The organism is Spirillospora albida, from assembly GCF_000718255.1.
GTDB classification, from domain to species: Bacteria; Actinomycetota; Actinomycetes; order Streptosporangiales; family Streptosporangiaceae; genus Spirillospora; species Spirillospora albida.
Genome location: NZ_JOFJ01000008.1, coordinates 121,058 through 139,903, shown reverse-complemented (window position 1 = coordinate 139,903; position 18,846 = coordinate 121,058). Strand labels below are relative to the sequence as shown.

General features: G+C 72.9%; 12 protein-coding genes and 1 pseudogene. 8 read left to right on the top strand and 5 right to left on the bottom strand.

Annotation, left to right across the window (positions count from 1 at the left end):
- Nucleotides 1-14 precede the first annotated feature (14 nt).
- On the top strand, nucleotides 15-575 hold the full coding sequence (locus IE99_RS0113280) for a dihydrofolate reductase family protein (RefSeq protein ID WP_030169082.1): 561 nt from the start codon (nucleotides 15-17) through the stop codon (nucleotides 573-575).
- Here the strand turns inward: IE99_RS0113280 and IE99_RS0113275 are convergent.
- Entirely contained in the window at nucleotides 565-1,506 is a 942-nt protein-coding gene (locus tag IE99_RS0113275; protein ID WP_342666215.1) for a helix-turn-helix domain-containing protein, read from the bottom strand. The genes IE99_RS0113280 and IE99_RS0113275 overlap by 11 nt on opposite strands.
- A 182-nt stretch (nucleotides 1,507-1,688) precedes the next feature.
- Between IE99_RS0113275 and IE99_RS0113270 the strand changes: the two genes are divergently transcribed.
- Nucleotides 1,689-2,627 carry a threonine/serine dehydratase gene (locus IE99_RS0113270; protein ID WP_030169077.1) on the top strand — a complete coding sequence of 313 codons (939 nt, stop codon included), beginning with the start codon at nucleotides 1,689-1,691 and terminating at the stop codon, nucleotides 2,625-2,627.
- A 7-nt stretch (nucleotides 2,628-2,634) separates the two neighbouring features.
- On the opposite strand, the pseudogene IE99_RS0113265 reads toward IE99_RS0113270, so the two are convergent.
- A pseudogene (locus IE99_RS0113265) lies at nucleotides 2,635-3,555 on the bottom strand (RNA polymerase sigma factor); the annotation flags it as partial.
- A 160-nt stretch (nucleotides 3,556-3,715) separates the two neighbouring features.
- The gene (locus tag IE99_RS0113260; RefSeq protein WP_030169073.1) at nucleotides 3,716-7,087 is read right to left on the bottom strand and encodes a pyruvate carboxylase; all 3,372 of its coding nucleotides are present in this window, start codon (nucleotides 7,085-7,087) and stop codon (nucleotides 3,716-3,718) included.
- 243 nt (nucleotides 7,088-7,330) lie between these two features.
- Here IE99_RS0113260 and IE99_RS30265 point away from each other — a divergent pair, with 243 nt between their 5' ends.
- Entirely contained in the window at nucleotides 7,331-10,792 is a 3,462-nt protein-coding gene (locus tag IE99_RS30265) for an AAA family ATPase (protein WP_051712458.1), read from the top strand.
- 741 nt (nucleotides 10,793-11,533) lie between these two features.
- Here IE99_RS30265 and IE99_RS0113250 read toward each other — a convergent pair.
- Nucleotides 11,534-11,788 carry a DUF397 domain-containing protein gene (locus IE99_RS0113250; protein ID WP_030169070.1) on the bottom strand — a complete coding sequence of 85 codons (255 nt, stop codon included), beginning with the start codon at nucleotides 11,786-11,788 and terminating at the stop codon, nucleotides 11,534-11,536.
- Nucleotides 11,789-11,814: 26 nt separating this feature from the next.
- A complete protein-coding gene (locus IE99_RS0113245) occupies nucleotides 11,815-12,636 on the bottom strand; it encodes a helix-turn-helix domain-containing protein (RefSeq protein WP_084219484.1) in 822 nt (273 codons plus the stop codon).
- A 285-nt stretch (nucleotides 12,637-12,921) separates the two neighbouring features.
- Between IE99_RS0113245 and IE99_RS0113240 the strand changes: the two genes are divergently transcribed.
- The 5 genes from IE99_RS0113240 (at nucleotide 12,922) to IE99_RS30260 (ending at nucleotide 18,821) form a co-directional block, all read left to right on the top strand.
- On the top strand, nucleotides 12,922-13,596 hold the full coding sequence (locus tag IE99_RS0113240; protein WP_084219473.1) for an ATP-binding protein: 675 nt from the start codon (nucleotides 12,922-12,924) through the stop codon (nucleotides 13,594-13,596).
- Nucleotides 13,597-13,686: 90 nt separating this feature from the next.
- Entirely contained in the window at nucleotides 13,687-14,043 is a 357-nt protein-coding gene (locus IE99_RS0113235; RefSeq protein ID WP_030169062.1) for an STAS domain-containing protein, read from the top strand.
- 146 nt (nucleotides 14,044-14,189) lie between these two features.
- Complete coding sequence (locus IE99_RS0113230) at nucleotides 14,190-15,446, top strand: M16 family metallopeptidase (RefSeq protein WP_030169059.1); 1,257 nt, start codon at nucleotides 14,190-14,192, stop codon at nucleotides 15,444-15,446.
- Nucleotides 15,447-15,451: 5 nt separating this feature from the next.
- Nucleotides 15,452-16,840 (top strand): M16 family metallopeptidase, encoded by a 1,389-nt coding sequence (locus IE99_RS0113225; RefSeq protein ID WP_084219483.1) that lies wholly within the window; start codon nucleotides 15,452-15,454, stop codon nucleotides 16,838-16,840.
- A gap of 208 nt (nucleotides 16,841-17,048) precedes the next feature.
- On the top strand, nucleotides 17,049-18,821 hold the full coding sequence (locus tag IE99_RS30260; RefSeq protein ID WP_051712457.1) for a sporulation protein: 1,773 nt from the start codon (nucleotides 17,049-17,051) through the stop codon (nucleotides 18,819-18,821).
- The last annotated feature ends 25 nt before the right edge of the window (nucleotides 18,822-18,846 follow it).

Below are 18,846 nucleotides of genomic sequence, written 5' to 3'. Positions count from 1 at the left end.
GCAGGGAGCACATCATGCGCAAGGTCATCAACTCGACGTACGTCTCGCTCGACGGTGTCATCGAGAACCCGCAGAACTGGACGTCGGCCTACTTCCAGGAGGAGGCCGCCGCCTACGCCCACGATCTGCTGTTCTCCTCCGGCGCCCTGCTGATGGGCCGCCGGACCTACGACGGCTTCGCGGAGGCGTGGCCCGCGATGGAGGAGTCGACGGGCGACTTCGGCGTCCGGATGAACACCCTCCCCCACTACGTCGTGTCCGACTCGCTGGAGAAGGGGACGTGGGGCGACACCACCGTCATCCGGCGCGACGACACCGCCGCCGCGGTCGCCGCGCTGAAGGAGCAGGACGGCCAGGACATCCTGCAGTACGGCTTCGGCGACGTGTCCCGGACGCTCGTCCGGCACGGCCTGCTGGACGAGCTGCGCCTCTGGATCCACCCCGTCTTCGCGGGTACCGGCGAGCCGGTCGGGATGCTGGGCGCCCAGGACTTCACCGCGACGTTCGAGCTCGCCGACCAGAAGGTCTTCGAGACGGGCGTCATCATCGCGACCTACCGCGCGGTCAAGCGATAGGCCCCCGCTGGAGGGCGGCGAGGACGCCGTGCAGGATGTCGGGCGTCCGGGCCGGGGGTTCGGCCTGGACGCCCAGCCGGTCGAGGACGTCCCGGTACCGCTGGACGTCGGCCGGGCGGTCCGGGTAGAGGGCGCAGGTGAGCTGCTCCAGGTAGACCACGTCCGGCAGGGCGGGCTCGGCGAACCGCAGGAGCGTGACCGGGCCGCTCTCGGCGGGGTGGCCGCCCGCGGCGAACGGCAGCACCTGGATGGTGACGTTCTGCTTCTCCGCCAGCGCCAGCAGGTGCCGGATCTGCGCGGACATCGTGGCGGCGCCGCCGACCACGCGGCGCAGGGCCGCCTCGTCCAGGACGGCCCAGAGCCGCACCGGGTCGGGGCGGTCGAGGACGCCCTGGCGCAGCATCCGCAGCTCCACCCTCCGGTCGATCTCCTCGGGGGCGGCCTCCGGGTGGCACACGGTGATCAGGGCGCGCGCGTACTCCGGCGTCTGGAGGAGTTCCGGGACGCTCTGCACCTCGAACGTGCGGATGACGTCGGCGCCCTGCTCCAGCCCGAGGTACGCCTCGGACCAGGACGGCACCACGTCCGAGTACCGCTGCCACCAGCCGGGCCTGTTCGCGTGCTGGACGAGTTCCAGCAGGGAGTCGCGGAGGGCGGTGTCGGTGACGCCGTAGAAGGTCATCAGGTCGGCGACGTCGCGTTCCTTGAAGCCGACCCGCCCGAGCTCCATCCGGCTGATCTTGGAGTGGGAGCCGCGGATCTCGTATCCGGCGGTCTCGGTGGAGATGCCGGCCGACTCGCGCATGCGGCGCAGTTCCGCGCCGACCAGCATGCGCAGGACGGTCGGTCCCGCGTGGCCCCGGCCCGCCGCGGGGGCCCCGGCGGGCGGGGACGGCATGGTCCCCGCCAGGTCGTCGGCGTCGGTGCTCACGGCTTCCTTCCCACGCGCACGAGAATCGTGCCTACGGGGAAAAGTTACTCGCCGGCGAGCGCGATTCCCACTGGCCGGGCCGCGCCCCGCCCACCGCATACCATCGTCACCTGCCACGACGCGGCGCGGAGAAATTCTCACCCGACCGTGCCGCGACCTCGCCCACCCGAGAGGACACCCCCTTGATCACACGCGCGGACGTCGACGCCGCCGCCGCACGCGTCGCCGGCCGGGTCCGGCGGACGCCGCTCCTCGAGGTCGACCCCGGGCCGCCAGCCCCGGCGGCGCGGATGTGGCTGAAGCTGGAGCACACGCAGTACACCGGGTCGTTCAAGGCCCGCGGCGCGTTCAACCGCGTCCTCTCCGCCAAGGCGGACGGACGGATCCCCCGGGCCGGGATCGTCGCCGCTTCCGGCGGCAACGCCGGCCTCGCCTTCGCGTACGCGGCCGCGCGGGCGGACGTGCCCGCGGAGGTGTTCGTCCCGGAGACCGCTCCCGCGGTGAAGGTCGCGGCGCTGCGCGCGGCCGGGGCGACGGTCGTCCAGAAGGGCGACCGGTACTCGGGCGCGTACGAGGCCGCCATCGCCCACGCGGCGGACACCGGCGCCCTGTTCTGCCACGCCTACGACCAGCCGGACGTGTGCGCCGGGCAGGGCACGCTCGGCCTGGAGCTCCTGGAGCAGACCGGTGGGTTCGACACGGCGCTGCTGGCCGTCGGCGGGGGCGGACTGATGGCGGGCGTGGCCGCCGCTCTGGAGGGGGACGCGCGCGTCGTGGGCGTCGAGCCGGAGACCATCCCGACCCTGGAGCGCGCTCTGCGCGCGGGAGGACCGGTCGACGTGGACGTCTCGGGGATCGCCGCCGACTCCCTGGGCGCGACCCGGCTGGGCGACATCGCCTACGCGGTCGCCGCCCGGACCGGCGTCCGCTCCGTCCTCGTCCCGGACGAGGCCATCATCGAGGCCCGCCGTTTCCTGTGGGCGGAGTACCGCCTCGTCGTCGAGCACGGCACGGCATCCGCCGTCGCGGCGCTCCGCACGGGCGCCTACCGTCCGGAGCCCGGTGAACGGATCGTCGTCGTGCTCTGCGGAGCGAACACCGACCCCGCGGATCTCGGGTGAGGAGGCCTCAGCCGAGCAGGTCCGCCAGGGTGTCGCGGCGGGACGGGTGACGCAGCTTCAGCATCCCCTTGGACTCGATCTGCCGGATGCGCTCGCGCGTCACCCCGTACACCTTGCCGACCTCTTCGAGCGTCTTGGGCTCCTGGCCCGTCAGCCCGAACCGCATCGAGATGACCCCCGCCTCGCGCTCGGTGAGCGTCTCCAGGACGGCGTCGAGCCTGCCGCGCAGCATGGACGACGCCACGACGTCGGCGGGGTCGCCGCCGTCCGGGTCCTCGATGACGTCGCCGAGCTCACCGTCGCCGTCGTCGCCGAGCGGGGTGTGCAGCGAGAGCGGTTCCCTGGCCTGCCGCAGGAGCCACTCCACCTTCTCCCGGGTGACGTCGAGCGCCGCGGCGAGCTCCCCCGGGTTCGGCTCCCGGCCGAGGTCCTGCATCATCTGGCGGCGCGTCCGCGTCATCCGGTTCAGGACCTCGACCACGTGGACGGGGATGCGGATCGTCCGGCTCTGGTCGGCGAGCGCCCGGCTGATCGCCTGCTTGATCCACCAGACGGCGTAGGTGGAGAACTTCAGCCCGCGGCGGTACTCGAACTTCTCCACCGCGCGGATCAGGCCGAGGTTGCCCTCCTGGACGAGGTCCGTCAGCGGCAGGCCGTGGCCCATGTACCGCTTGGCGAGCGACACGACGAGCCGGAGGTTGGCCTCGACCATGTGCTCCTTGGCGCGGCGCCCGTCCTCGGCGATCCAGGCGAGGTCCTCCCGGTCGTCCCAGGAGAGGGCGTCGCCGAACGTCTCCAGGCGTTCGCGGGCGAACAGCCCGGCCTCGATGCGCTTCGCGAGGTCGACCTCCTGCTCGGCCGTGAGCAGCGGCGTGCGGCCGATGCGGGACAGGTAGTCCTTCATCGGGTCGATGACCGCACGGGCAGACGAGTCGGACAGACCGCGTTTGGTTGACTTGGTGGGGGTACGCGTGGCGTTCAGGGCGGTGTCCTTTGCTCGTCCGGCCGGGGAGGGTGAACGGGTCACCTCGTTCGGGTACCCGGTCCCCCCACGACGCGAAACATTCCGCCTCCAGGACGCATTCCCGTCAGGCGACGACGACCAGGAGATCTCCCGCCTGGACAGGGGCGACGGCGGCGACGGCGAGGCGCGACACGGTGCCCGCCACGGGCACGGTGATGGCGGCCTCCATCTTCATCGCCTCGATCGTCGCGACGACGTCCCCCGCCTCGACCCGGTCGCCCTTGCCCACGCGGAGGGTGACGGATCCATCGAACGGAGCGGCGACGTGACCGGGGTCGTCCGGGTCGGCCCGCTCGACCGGCGGCACGTCCGACGCGACGGACCTGTCGCGGACGGAGAGCGTGCGCAACTGCCCGTTCACCATGCAGATGACCTGCCGGACCCCCGCCTCGTCCAGTTCCCCCACGGCCTCGAGGCCGGCCAGGACGCGCACACCCGGTTCGAGGTCGAACGCCACCTCCTGCCCGGTGCGCAGCCCGTACAGGAACGCGCCCGTGGGGAGGACGGACAGGTCGCCGTAGGCGGCACGGGATTCGCGGTACTCCTTGGCCGGGCCCGGGAAGAGGATGCGGTCGAGGGCGCCGCGCGCGTCCGGGCCGGAGAGCGCCTTCTCCTCGTCCTCGGTGAGCTCGGCCCGCGCGGGCGTGTACCGGCGCCCGGCCAGCGCCTTCGTGCGGAACGGCTCCGGCCAGCCTCCCGGCGGATCCCCCAGCTCCCCGTTCAGGAACCCGATGACGCTGTCGGGGATGTCGTAGCGGTCGGGGTTCTCCGCGAAGTCGTCCGGATCCGCCCCCGCCGCGACCAGGTGCAGGGCGAGGTCGCCGACGACCTTGCTGGACGGGGTGACCTTCACGAGCCGCCCGAGGATCCGGTCCGCGGCCGCGTACAGCCGCTCGATCTCCTCGAACCGGTCGCCGAGACCCAGCGCCACCGCCTGCTGCCGGAGGTTCGACAGCTGGCCGCCCGGGATCTCGTGGTGGTACACGCGCCCGGTGGGAGCCGGCAGGCCCATCTCGAACGGCGCGTAGAGCCTGCGGACGGCCTCCCAGTAGGGCTCCATCGCGGTCAGCGCGTCCAGGTCGAGCCCGGTGGCGCGGGGGGTGCCGTCCGTCGCGGCGACGATCGCCTGGAGCGAGGGCTGGCTCGTCGTCCCCGACAGCGGCGCGGCGGCTCCGTCCACCGCGTCCACGCCGGCCTCGATAGCGGCGAGGTACGTGGCGAGCTGGCCTCCCGCGGTGTCGTGCGTGTGCAGGTGGACGGGCAGGTCGAACCGCTCGCGCAGCGCCGACACCAGGGTGCGCGCCGCCGGAGCCCGCAAAAGGCCCGCCATGTCCTTCACGCACAGGATGTGGACACCGGCCTCCACCAGCTCCTCCGCGAGCCGTAGGTAGTAGTCCAGCGTGTAGAGGTCCTCACCCGGAGATGAGAGATCCCCCGTGTAGCACAGGGTTCCCTCCACGAGAGCGTGGGTCTGCAACGCGGCGTCGATGGCCGGTTTCATTCGATTCACGTCATTCAGGGCGTCGAAGACCCGGAAGTTATCCACACCCGCGGAAGCCGCTTCCCGGACGAAGGCGCGGGCGACAGACTCCGGATACGGCGCGTAACCGACCGTGTTGCGGCCGCGGAGCAGCATCTGGACGCACAGGTTGGGGGCCGCCTCGCGGATCGCGGCGAGCCGGTCCCACGGCGACTCGCCGAGGAAGCGGAGCGCCACGTCATAGGTCGCGCCGCCCCATGCCTCGACCGAGAGCAGCCGGGGCGTCGTCCGCGCCAGATGGGGCGCGGCGGAGAGGAGGTCGTAGGTGCGTACACGGGTGGCGAGAAGGGACTGGTGCGCGTCCCGGAACGTGGTGTCGGTGACGGCCAGGGCGTCCTGCGCGCGGAGCCGCTCGGCGAACGCGCGCGGGCCGAGCGCCAGCAGCAGGTCGCGGGAGCCCTCCGGGAACGGGGCGGTCGTGTCGAGCGGCGGCAGCTTCACCGCCGGGTCGAGGTCGGTGGGGGCGCTGCCGTGCGGCTTGTTGACGGTCACGTCCGCCAGGTACCGGACGAGCCGCGTCGCGCGGTCCCCGCTCGACCGGGCCGTGAGGAGCTCCGGATGATCCGCGATGTACGACGTCGTGACACCGCCGGCGCGGAAGTCGTCCTCGTCCAGGAGGGCCTGCAGAAACGGGATGTTGGTCGCCACACCGCGGATGCGGAACTCGGCGACCGCCCGGCGGGCGCGCTTCACGGCGTCCTCGAACGTGCGGCCGCGGCACGTCAGCTTCACCAGCAGCGAGTCGAAGTGGGGCGTGACCTCCGCGCCCGCGTGCGTGGTGCCGGTGTCGAGGCGGACGCCCGCCCCGCCCGGCGACCGGTACGCCGAGATCTTGCCGGTGTCCGGGCGGAACCCGTTCGCCGGGTCCTCGGTCGTGATCCGGCACTGCACCGCGAACCCGGAGACGGCCACGTCCTCCTGCGCGATGCCCAGGTCGCCGAGCGTCTCGCCGCCCGCGATGCGCAACTGGCTCTGCACCAGGTCGATGCCCGTGACCTCCTCGGTCACGGTGTGCTCCACCTGAATTCGCGGGTTCATCTCGATGAACACGTGCTCGCCCCGGCCGTCCACGAGGAACTCGACCGTGCCCGCGTTCACATAGCCGATCTCGCGCGCGAACCGCACCGCGTCCGCGCACAACCGCTCCGCCACCGCCGGATCGAGCCCCGGCGCGGGCGCGATCTCCACCACCTTCTGATGGCGGCGCTGCACCGAGCAGTCACGTTCCCTCAGGTGCACGGTGTGCCCGGCGGCGTCCGCGAGCACCTGCACCTCGATGTGGCGCGGCGCGTCGACCGCCTGCTCCAGGAACACCGTCGGGTCGCCGAACGCGCTCTGCGCCTCGCGGCGCGCGGTGTCCACGGCGGCGACCAGGTCCTCGCGGCGCTCCACGCGGCGCAGGCCGCGGCCGCCGCCGCCCGCCGCCGCCTTCACGAACAGCGGGAACCCGACCTCGTCGGCCGCCTCCAGCTCCCGACCCGGCTCGGGCGTCGTCGAGCGCAGCACCGGCAGCCCGGCGCGGCGCGCCGCCGCGACCGCCTCGATCTTGTTGCCGGCCAGCCGCAGCACGCCGGACGGCGGCCCGACGAACGTCAGCCCGTTCCGCTCGCACGCCTCGGCCAGCTCCGGGCTCTCCGACAGGAACCCGTATCCCGGGTAGACGGCGTCGGCGCCGACCCGCAGCGCGGTCCGCACGATCCCGTCCACGTCCAGGTAGGCGCGCACCGGATGCCCGCGCTCGCCGATCTCGTACGCCTCGTCCGCCTTCTGCCGGTGCAGGGACAGCCGGTCCTCGTGGGCGTAGACGGCGACGCCGGCGATGCCGAGTTCGTAGGCGGCGCGGAACGCCCGGACGGCGATCTCACCCCGGTTGGCGACGAGCAGCTTCGTGATCACGGGCTTCTCCCCAGGAGACGGCGCGCCGGGATCTTCCGGCCGTACTACTGCTACGCGCCGCGGCCTCCCCGGGCATCATCCGATCGCGAGCAAAGTTCCCGAACATGCCCGCAGGGGAAAGTGTTCACTTATTCCTCGGGCCCTCCCCGGCGTCCGCGACCCGGGGATTCGATGCGCGCACCCCGGCGCGCGCGACGCTCTAGGCTGTTCGCCGCGATTGGTGTGCGTTTGGAGAGGATTGCGGTGCGGCTGCCCGAGAGCCTGGAACTGCTCGTGTCCGACGAACCGGTGCTCGACCTGTACGCGTACGGACCCTGGCGCGTCCCGGACGGCCTCTACGACGACATCCGCGCGCGCGTCGACGCCCTCGTCGCCGATCCGCGCTGCGCCGGCCTCACCACCGACAAGAGCTCGCTGCTCACCGCCCCGGCCCCGCTCGTCGTCGCCGACCTGCTGCTCGCCGTCGACTTCCTCTGCGGCGCGGCCGCCGTCGGCTCCGGGACGCACTCCAAGCTCCAGTACCAGCTGTTCGGCCGCTACCACGTCGAGCCCCGCGAGCCCCTCCGCAAGCCCACCGAATGGGGCGTCTCCCGCGGTGCGTTCCGTCCGCTGGAATGGCTCATCGAGTCTCCCGACCACGACCTCGCCCTCGCCCTGGCGGTCGAGTCCCTCGACGTCCTCGAAGGGCTGGAGCCGCTCGAACAGCGGCGGCAGGCGCTGAAGCGGCTCTACGCCTCGCCCCCGCCCGGCCTGTCACTGTCGGCACCGCTGCCCGAGCAGCGCGACCTCTGGATGGCGCACGCCCCCGACGACGTCGTCGCCGTGCTGCCCGAACTCGCCGGGCCGATCGGCTACCTGGAATGGGTGTGGTCGGGTCTGCAGCCCGTCCACGAACACCTCCTCGAGGTCGCGCCGCACGACGAGTCCACCGACGAGCTCCTCGTCCACCTCCTCCTGCAGGGCGGCCTGCAGCAGGTCCCGGCCGAGCTGTCGGCCGTCCTCACCGAGGACAGGTTCGGGGAGCTGCTCGAGCGGTTCGCCGCCGAACGCGCCGACTTCGAGGGGCACCCCTGGTACGCCAGAACGCGCGCGTGGCTCGCCCGCGCGCTCGGCGCCGGAGCCGGCGAGACGTGCCGCGCCTGGCTCGACATGGCGATGCGCTTCACCGGCGCCGCGCAGGGCTTCCCCGGCGAGGCGCAGATCCCCGAACCGGAATGGATCCCCGTCGGCGAGTTCGAGGAGGACCTCCGCCGCCTCTTCGCGCCCCGCCGCCGCATGGTCAACCCCCTCGCCGCCGGCGTCGGGAAGGCCCCGTCCCGCACTCGCCGCACCCGCCGCGCCGAGATCGGCTCCACCCTCATCGGCCAGCCGGACGTCGTCGCCGCGCTGGAGGAGATCGCCGAGGGCGACAAGCCCGTCCGGCTGATACTCGTCGGCCCGGATGGCACCGGCAAGCGCGACGCCGCGCAGGAGATCGCCCGCCTGCTCCGCGAACGGCAGATCACCGACCCGCCGCTCTGGCTCGCCGACGACTTCTTCGCCGCCAAGGAGGTGTCCGCCGCCACCACCCACCTCTACAACGACGCGCGCGACTCCGCCGGCAGCCGCCTCATGGTCATCGACGGGCTGGACGACATGTCCCGCGACGTCCGCAGCGGCGAGGCCATCGTCGAGGAACTCCACCGCGCCCTCGACGTCAACGACGACCTGCACGTCGTCGCCCTCTGCGAACCGGGCGGCGACGAGCGCATCCGCGAGGTCAACCCCGCCCTCGCGCTGCGGTTCCAGGTCGTCCGGACGCACCCCTTCGACGCGGAGGGCTACGCCGAGCTGTTCAACCGCGCCCTGCACCAGCGCGGCGCCCGCGCCCACAAGCGGGCCCTCACCGCCGCCGGCGAACTGCTCGTCCGGACGCCGCCCGTCCGGAACCTGCGCAACGCCCGCCTCGCCCAGCACCTCGCCGACACGGTCGTCACCGCCGTCCGCAAGCGCACGGAGCCCGGCGAGGAACTCGTGGTGAAGCGCCCCGACATCCCCGCGTCGTTCGACGCGTCCGGCACGCCGTCCGACCCCATGGCGGAGCTGGAGGCCCTCACCGGCCTCACCACCGTCAAGCGGGAGATCGAGCTGCTGACCGCGAGCGCGAAGGCCGCCGCGCTGCGCCGCGAGGCGGGCATGCCCGGCATCGCCCCCGCCCGCCACATGGTCTTCACCGGCAGCCCCGGCACCGGCAAGACCGTCGTCGCCCGCCTCCTCGCCCGCGTCTTCAAGGACCTCGGCGTCCTGTCGTCCGGGCACCTCGTCGAGACGGGCCGCTCCGGCCTCGTCGGCCAGTACATCGGCGAGACGGCCGTCAAGACCCGCGCCGTCGCGCAGCGGGCCGTCGGCGGCGTCCTGTTCATCGACGAGGCGTACTCCCTGACGCAGAGCGACCTGTCCGACGACTACGGCCCCGAGGCCATCGCCGAGCTCCTCAAGGTCATGGAGGACAACCGCGACGACCTCGTCGTCATCGTCGCCGGCTACGAGCGCGAGATGCGCCGCTTCATCGCCTCCGACCCCGGCCTCGCGTCGCGGTTCCCGACCACGGTCCGGTTCCCCGACTTCACCGACGACCAGCTCATCGAGATCTTCACGGGCCAGGCGGCCGCCGCCGGCCTCACCGCGACCCCCGCCGCCCGCGCGAAGCTCTCCGAGCTGCTCCGCCGCGCCCCCCGCGGCCGGTCGTTCGGCAACGCCCGCGTCATGCGCAACCTGGCCGAGCGCGCCACCGCCCTCCAGGCCGCCCGTGTCACCGCGAAGAAGAAGGCCACCCCGGAAGACCTCGCCACCCTCCTCCCGGCCGACATCCCGGACTCCCTCACCGGCACCACCCGCGTCACCCCCGCCGAGGACCCGATGGCCGCCCTGGACGCGCTGATCGGCCTCACCTCCGTCAAGGAGGAGGTCCGCCGCCTCGCCGCCGAGGCCCGCGCCGCCGAACTCCGCCGCGCCGCCGGCCACTCCGTGACCGTCCCGACCCGCCACATGGTCTTCACCGGCAACCCCGGCACGGCCAAGACCACCGTGGCCCGCCTCGTCGCGTCCGTGTACGCCTCCCTGGGGCTGCTGTCCTCCGGCCACCTCGTGGAGGTCTCCCGCGCCGACCTCGTCGCCTCCTACCTGGGCCAGACGGCACCCCGCGTCCGCGCCGCGGTGGAGCAGGCCCTGGGCGGCATCCTGTTCGTGGACGAGGCGTACGCCCTCGCCGGTGACTCCTACGGCCAGGAGGCCCTCGCCACCCTCGTCCAGCTCATGGAGGAGTACCGAGGCGACCTCGTCGTCATCGCGGCGGGCTACGAACGCGAGATGGAGACCTTCCTGAAGGCCAATTCCGGCCTCGAATCACGCTTCCCGAAGCACCTGAGGTTCCCCGACTACACCGACACCGAACTGGCGGCCATCTTCGAGCACCAGGCCGCCGCCGAGGGCCTCATCCTGACGCCCGACGTCAAGCCGCGCCTGCACACCCTGCTCCGCGACATCCCGAGGGGCCCCGCCTTCGGCAACGGCCGCCTGATGCGCAACCTCCTGGACACCGCGATAGCCGTCCAGTCGGAACGCCTGACCGACGACTCGCCTCCCACCGACCTGATCACCCTCCAAGCCACCGACCTCCGCCCACCCACCACGAACCCTTCAGGCCAAGTCGGCCTGTACCTGTGACCCGCGCTCACCCCGATCATCACCGGCCCGAACCCACCACATCGGCCGCACAGCCCGCCCCCCCACGGCTCGACCCAACATGGTCGGTCGTATGCGATCCTCCCGGCCGAATCGCGTGCAGCTCTCATGACTCGAACCGGCCCACGGAGGCCACGCCGACGGCTGCGGGAGCGGTAACCGCGCCCCTGACCTCCTGCGCCGCATGCGCGCGGCGGTGGGGCCGCCGCGCGTGTCCGTGCGGTCATGGGCGTAGATACACTCAGTGGCGATACATGTACTCATTGTGATGAAGGTGATGGGGCGGGAGGTGTGGGTGGGGGAATACGGGGCAAGTCTTTGCAGTTGCAAGTAATGACATCGCTGGAAGATCTCTAGGAGGTATGCGTGCATACGAGCATTCCCACGCCGCGGCCCTTGGCCGGACGGACGCAGATGAAGACGACGTCGCTGCGGGCACTCGCGCTCGCGGCGCGGCTGGAACGGCATCACGCCCCGGAGGGCCCGCCGGGCGGTAGAGACGGCCGGGCGGCGGCGCGTCCCGCGCGTAGGTCCCCCGACCCGGCCTGACCCACGGCTGCGCAGGCTCCCATGCCCTCGGGCATGGGGGCCTTTGTGTCGGGGTTCGGAGTTCAGGGCTCGGTGAGAGCGTGGGGACCGTGTCGCCTGTTTCGGGGGACGGGGGCGCCGCGCCCTGCGGGCCATGAGGAAAGGCCACCCCTTCGTCGGGGTGGCCTCTCGGTTTCAGTTGCGGGAGAGGATGAGATGGTCGAAGTCCCCGTCCTTGGCTCCAAGGATGAGGGCCTCGATCTCGTGGCGGGTGTAGATGAGGGCGGGGCCCTCGGGGTGCCGGGAATTGCGCATCGCCACCTGCCCGTCGGGCAGTTCGGCGATCTCGACGCAGTTTCCCTGGGAGTTGCTGCGCCGGGACTTCAGCCACCGTGCCCCGTGGAGCTCGGTGGCGGGCATCCCGTTGTCGTACTCGTGAGGATCGGCCATCGTCGGGCCGTAAGAGATGTGGAGCATCATGTCTCTCTGAGAAGATCACCAAGAAGCTCGACGGTGCGTTCCGGGGTCGCACTGTCGACGCACAGGCGTTCCATCGCCTGCAGATAGGTGTCGACGTCGTCGCGCTTGTCCAGGTACATCGCGCCCGTGAGGTTCTCGACGTACACCACGTCCGGCAGGTCCTGCTCGGGAAAGCGCAGGATGGTGAAGGCCCCCCCTTCGGCGGCGTGGCCGCCGAACCTGAACGGCATGATCTGGATGGTGACGTTGGGCAGTTTCGACATCTCGATGAGATGCTCGAACTGGCCCCGCATCACCTCGGGTCCGCCGATGGGGCGCTTGAGCGCCCCCTCGTCCAGCACGGCCCACAGGCGCGGTGCCTCCGGGCCGGTGAGGCGTTCCTGGCGCTGCATGCGCAGCGCCACGCGCTGGTCGATCTCGTGTTCGGCGGCTCCGGCGTTCCCCAGGCGGATCACCGCACGCGCGTACCCCTCCGACTGCAGCAGTCCCGGGACGAACTGCAGTTCGTACGTGCGGATCAGCGCCGCCGACTCCTCCAGGCCGACATAGGTCTGGAACCAGCCGGGCAGGACGTCGTTGTACCGGTGCCACCATCCGGGCGTGTTGGCCTCGCGCGCCAGTTGCAGGAGCGATTCGCGTTCCGTCTTGTCCGTGACGCCGTAGAGCGTCAGCAGGTCGTCGACGTCGCGTTCCTTGAAGCTGACACGGCCGAGCTCGAGACGGCTGATCTTCGACTCCGACGCACGGATGACGTAGCCGGCCTCCTGGCGGGTCACGCCTTTCTCTTCGCGCAGACGGCGAAGCTGTGACCCGAGCAGGATCCGACGGACCGTCGATCCGCTTCCCGGCGTCTCTGGAGTCACGCCCAACCTCCCGGCTAAATGGCGGACAGCGCACCTAGTGTGCCACTGGCCTCAGTGTTTCGCGGCTTCAGCGTCTCTGCCGTCCACCTCCGTTCCTGCCGTGCACGCCCGACTCACCCACCCCGCAAGTTCGGATGCACGTGCATTGGGTCTTGCATTCGCACGCTACGATGCGCAGGATAACGCACGAGACTTCCGAGCCACGGCTGCACAACGAGATCACTCTGCGGGGTCCCGGGAATGACGTCACGCCAGGCGCACGACCACACGCGGTGGGAGGTCGGCCTCGCCGTGAGGCCGACGGCCCCCCCGAGCGATGCCGCGTGCTCGACACCCATACCGGAATCGTCCGATCTGCCGTCCCGCCTCGAATCGGCGCTGACCGCGCTCACGGAACTCGCCGGCGGGACCGTCTCCTACACCGTCCCACCCGACCCCGAGTCCGTCACCGACGCGCGGCACTTCACTCTCTCGCTGCTCCGCGAGTGGGGCGTGCCCGCCCTGACCGACGATGTCGGGCTCGTCGTCTCGGAACTCGTCACGAACGCCCTCCGGCACGGCGGCGCGGCGGCATTCGACGACCGTGAGGCGACGGCGTTCGACCGTCGCGGCACAACGGCGGGCGGGCGGCCGGACGGCACCGTGCACCGCGCGGGCGTGTACGGCGATCCGGCCGACCCGCTCGGCTCCGCGCCCGCGGAGATCCGGCTCCTGCTCACCCACCGGGGACCGTGGGTGCTCTGCGGGATCATGGACTCCAGTACCGCCGCGCCGCGCCGGAAGGAACCGGACTACATCGCCGAGACGGGCCGCGGACTCCACCTGGTGGACTCGTTCAGCGTCCGGTGGGGATGGCGTCCCCTGCACGCCGGCAAGGTGGTCTGGGCGCTGTTCCGCTGCCCGGACGCCCCTTGATCTCCTTTTGAAGGGTAGGACGCGAGGAGCCGGGTATAGGGGTCTTTCCGACGAGCGGCACAGGCACCACGAGCGACAAAGGGAGCACCGGTGGAATTCGCTGTCGAGCATCGGGTCGAGAGAGGCCTCACCGTCGTCAAGATCAGCGGTGAGATCGACGTCTTCACCAGCCCCCGGCTGCGGGAGGCGCTGCTCGGCATCATCGACGACGAAACCGCCCCGCACCTCGTCATCGACCTCGGCGAGGTCACCTTCCTCGACTCGACGGGCCTCGGCGTGCTGGTCGGCATCTACCACCGCCTCCGGGCCCGCGACGGCTCGATGGCGTTCATGGGCGTGAACGACCGCGTCCGCCGGGTGTTCCACGTGACCCAGCTGACGAAGATCTTCGTCCTGTACGGGTCGCTGGAGGACGCCATCGCGGCGCACGAGGCCGCCGCGTCCTGACGCTCTCCCGGTGACCGCCGGACGGTGCGCTGCGGCGCCTGCCCGGTGGACGAAACCGGTACGGTGAGGTGGAGATCAAGCCCGCCCGGGCCGCGTCCGCCGACGCGCGCGGGGCTGTCCAACCATCGACCGGACGGGAGCGCTCCGTGGCCGAACAGCCGCTGCACGAGCACACGCTCGGCAATGGCCTGCGGGTCGTGGTCTGCGAAGACCACGTCGTACCGCTGGCCGCCGTCAACATCTGGTACGGAGTCGGTTCGCGCCACGAGCGCGCCGGCCGCACCGGGCTCGCCCACCTCTTCGAGCACCTCATGTTCCAGGGGTCCGCGAACGTCGCGGAGGGCGAGCACGCCGCGCTCCTGGAGAGCGCCGGCGCCACGTTCAACGCGAGCACGTCCTTCGAGCGGACGAACTACTACGAGACGGTTCCCGTCAGCCATCTCGAACTCGCCCTCTGGCTCGAGGCTGACCGGATGGGCACGCTGCCCGCGGCGCTGACCCAGGCCAACCTCGACAACCAGCGCGACGTCGTGAAGAACGAGCGCCGCCAGCGCTACGACAACCAGCCCTACGGGACCGCCTTCGAGCGGCTGTGCGCGCTGACGTTCCCAGAGGGGCACCCCTACGCGCACACGCCGATCGGGTCCATGGAGGACCTGGACGCCACCACCCTCGAGGACTGCGCCGACTTCTTCGCGACCTGGTACGCGCCGGCCAACGCCGTCCTGTCCGTCGTCGGCGACGTCGACCCCGAGAAGACGATCGCCGCGGTCGAGCGCTACTTCGGCGGCCTGCCGGCCGGCCCGCGGACGCCGCCCGCCCGTCCGGGCGAACTCGGCCCGCTGACCGGGGTGCACGGCGAGGCGCTGAACGAGGACGTCCCGTCCCCCGCCTACTTCGCGATGTTCCCGCTGCCGACCGATGGCGGCGACGGCATCGAGGCCGCGGAACTCGCCGTCGAGATCCTCGGCGGCGGGTCCGGTTCGCGGCTCTACGACCGGATGGTCCGCCGCGACCAGATCGCCACCGAGGTGTGGGCGGGCGTGACGCGGCTCGCGTCCGGTCCCTCCCTGGCCATCGTGGACGCGATCGGCCCCGACCCGGAGAAGATCGCCGCCGTGCTGGACGAGGAGCTCGCCCGGTTCGCCGCCGACGGCCCCGACGCCGACGAGACCGCCCGCGCCACCGCGCAGGCCGAGCGGAGCTTCCTGGAGCAGACCGAGACCGTGACGGGCCTGGCGAACGCGCTGTCGCAGAACGCCACCCAGTTCGGCGACCCGGCCCGCGTGTTCACCGCGCCGGGCCGCGCCGCGGCCGTCACCGCGGACGCCATCAAGGACATGGCGGGCCGGTGGCTCGCCCCCGGCGCCCGCACCGCCCTGACCTACGAAGGAGCGCAGTGAACGCCGTGACCGACAGTGATGGCAGCGGCAGTGACACGGGTATCGCCGTGCAGCCGCGCCCCGTTCCCGGCGCCGTCCCGGCGTGGGCGTTCCCGGCCGGAACCGCCGGGCGCGTGCCGGCCGGTCCCGCGACGCTCCGCTGCGACCTGCCCGGACGCCGCCTCGCCGCGGTCCGGCTCGTCCTGCACGCGGGCGCCGGACGCGAGCCCGGCGGCCTGGACGGTGTCGCGGCGCTCACCGCGCGGGCGCTGCTGGAGGGCACCGAGCCCGGCGGCGGCACCGCGCTGACCGCCGCGTTCGAGCGGCTCGGCGCCACCGTCTACGCCCTCGCCGACCTCACCGCGCTCCGCGTCGCGCTGGACGTGCCGGTGACGCGGCTGGAGCCGGCGCTGGAGCTGTTCTCGTCCATGGTGCGGCGGCCCGCGCTGGACGACGCCGACGTGCGCCGCCTCGTCCGCGAGCGCCTGGAGGAGATCGCGCAGGAGGACGCCGACCCGGGCAGCCGCGCCATGCGCGAGCTGCGGGCGGTGATGTTCCCCGCGGAGGCGCGCGCGTCCCGCCCGACCGCCGGCGGACGCTCGTCGGTCGGCGCGCTCCAGGGCACGGACGTCCGCTCCTTCTTCGGCTCCGTGGTGCCCGCCGAGGGCACCGCGGTCGTCGCGGGCGACCTCTCCGGGGTGGACACGGACGCGGCGCTCGCCGCCGCGCTGGAGGGCTGGGCGGGTTCCGGCCCCGCCCTCCCGGCCGCCGACCGCGTCATGCCGACCTCCGCCGCCAGGATCGTGGTCGTCGACCGTCCGGGATCGGTGCAGACGTACCTGGGGCTCGCCCACGGCGTCCCCGACCGGGCGCACCACGACTGGCCGTCCCTGATGGTCGCGTCCCATGTGCTGGGCGGCGGTCTCACGTCCCGCCTGAACGCCGTCCTCCGCGAGGAGAAGGGCTACACGTACGGGATGCGGGCCGGGCTGCTGCGCATGCGCCACTGCAGCCTGTTCATCGCGCAGGGCGCCGTGCACACCGAGGTCACCGCCGACGCCGTCGCGGACGCCCTCACCGAGCTCCGCAGCGTCACGGCGCGCGGCATCGACGCGGAGGAGCACGGCTCGTCCGTGCGGGCGCTGGCCGACCGGGCGCCCGCCGAGTACGAGACGTCCCGCTCCGTCGCCGTCGAACTCGCCGACGCCGCCGCGAACGGGCTCGGCGCCGACTACCCGAGCCGCTACCTCGCCGCCATCCGCACGTCCACGCCCGACGGCGTGGCCCACGCCTACGGCAACCACGTCGACACGGACGCCCTCACCATCGTCGCCGTGGGTGACGCCGCGCAGATCCGCGAACCGCTGGAGAAGCTCGGCTACGCCCCGGTCACGGTCACCGGCAAGGAGGACTGACCCCGTCCGTCCGCGGACGGCCCCGGGCGGCCGACGCCCGGGGCCGCGGTGGTCGGCGCGGAGGACTCGAAGACCTATCCGGCTCGATGTTCGCGCGCGAGCGTGAACCGGTGGCATGGTGGACTTCGTCTGACATGTGCGGGGAACGGCCTCGCGGGTCGCGAGAGGGGAACTGCCGGTGTCGTACGGGCGGATGCCAGGGGGGCCGATGGCGGGCGGGCACGGCACGGGCGGGCACGGTGCGGGCGGGCACGGTGCGGGCGGGCCGACCGTCGACACGATCCTGGACGAGCCGCACTGCCGCCCCGGCGGGGTCATCGCCGGGAAGGTCCACCTGCGCGGCGGCGCCCTGCCCGCCGACGTCCGGCACGTGACGCTCGCGCTGATGCCCCGCATGCAGAACGGGTACGGCGGCGAGAGCGCCGGCCCCGAGGTGTACCGGGGCGCGCTCACCCGCGGGTTCCGGCTGGACGCGACGCAGAACCGCGACCTGTCGTTCTCCATCCCGCTGCCGTACGAGCTGCCGTTCACGACCGTCCTCGGGCACGAGCTGCCCGGGTTCACGATCGGGATGTGCACCGAGGTCGACCTCGCCGGGCAGCGCGATCCGGGCGACATCGACCCGATCTCGGTGGAGCCCCTGGAGTCGCAGCAGTGGGTCCTCGCGGCGATCGCCCGGCTCGGCTTCCAGATCAAGAACGTGACGTTCGAGAAGTCCAGGCTGCGGGGGCTCTCGCGGCAACTGCCGTTCCACCAGGAGATCCACCTGGTCCCGCCGTCCGCCTACCGGGGCCGGGTCGAGCGCGTGGGCCTCAGCTTCGTCGCGAGCCCCCGCGTCATGGCGTTCGTCCTGCGCGCCGAAGACCGCACGACCCCGCCGGACGAGGCGTTCGGCGTGTTCCAGGTCGGCCATGCGGAGGCCGCCACGACCGACTGGGACGAGAAGATCACCCGGTGGCTGGAGGAGGCCGACCGGCTTCCCCGCTCAGCGGCGCCGTCCGCGTCCGGGCACGGCGCGTCCGGGCACGGCGCGTCCGAGCACGGCGCGTCCGAGCACGGGGCGTCCGAGCACGGGGCGGGGCGGGCCCCGCTTCCGCCGCCGGGCGGCCCCGCCACGTTCCCGCCCGGCGGTCATCAGGCCGCGCCGTACGGCGGGCCGGGCGAGTACGGGCAGCCGGGGGACGTCCGGTTCCCGCCGCCCGCCCCCGCGCCGGACCAGGCTCCGGCCGCCGCCATGCACGCGCCCCCGCCCGGTCCCGGGCACCCGCCGTCCGGTTCCGGCCACGCTCCCCCGCAGTTCCCGGGGCACGCGCCGCCGCCCGGCCCCGGCCACATGCCCCCGTCGTTCCCGGGGCGGACGCCCCCGCCCGGTCCGGCCCATGCGGCACCCCCCGGTCCGGGCCATGCGGCCCCCGGCCCCGGCTACGCGGCGCCTCCCGGCCCCGGGCACGCGCCCCCGCCGGGGCACGCGCACGGCCGGCCCTCGCCTCCACCGCCCGCGGGCTTCCCGGCCCACTCCCCGTCCGGTGGATACCCACCGCCGCCGAGCACGCCCTACGCACCGCCCGGGGCGTACCCGCCGGCGGCGCACGGGCATCCCGCTCCCCCGCCGATGCACGTCCAGCACGGCCACCCGGGCCACCACGGCCACCGGGGGCACTACGGCGCGGCCGCGGCCGCCGCCGGAGCGGTCGGCGGGATCGCGGCGGCGGGCGTGGCGGGCGGCATGGCGCTCAACGCCGCCGCGGGCGCCGCCGGCCTCGCGGGGAACGTCGCCGGCTACGTCGGCGGAGTGCCGGTGGACGCGTTCGGCAACGCGATCGCCGGACATGTCGGGCAGGCGGCGGGGCAGGTCGCGGGCCAGATGGCCGGGAACCTCGCCGCGGAGGCCGCGAGCGGTGTCGCGGCCGATGTCGGCGCCGAGCTCGCCGGCGGCGTCGGGGAGATCCTCGGCGGGCTGCTCGGCGGGCTGTTCGGCTGACGGAATATCCGGGTCTTTCGGACGA

Bases quoted from the DNA above. Each gene is read 5' to 3' on its own strand.
- IE99_RS0113250 (WP_030169070.1), bottom strand. From the start codon at position 11,788: ATGGCCGATCCTCACGAGTACGACAACGGGATGCCCGCCACCGAGCTC.
- IE99_RS0113240 (WP_084219473.1), top strand. From the start codon at position 12,922: ATGACGTCACGCCAGGCGCACGACCACACGCGGTGGGAGGTCGGCCTC.
- IE99_RS30260 (WP_051712457.1), top strand. From the start codon at position 17,049: ATGGCGGGCGGGCACGGCACGGGCGGGCACGGTGCGGGCGGGCACGGT.
- IE99_RS0113280 (WP_030169082.1), top strand. From the start codon at position 15: ATGCGCAAGGTCATCAACTCGACGTACGTCTCGCTCGACGGTGTCATC.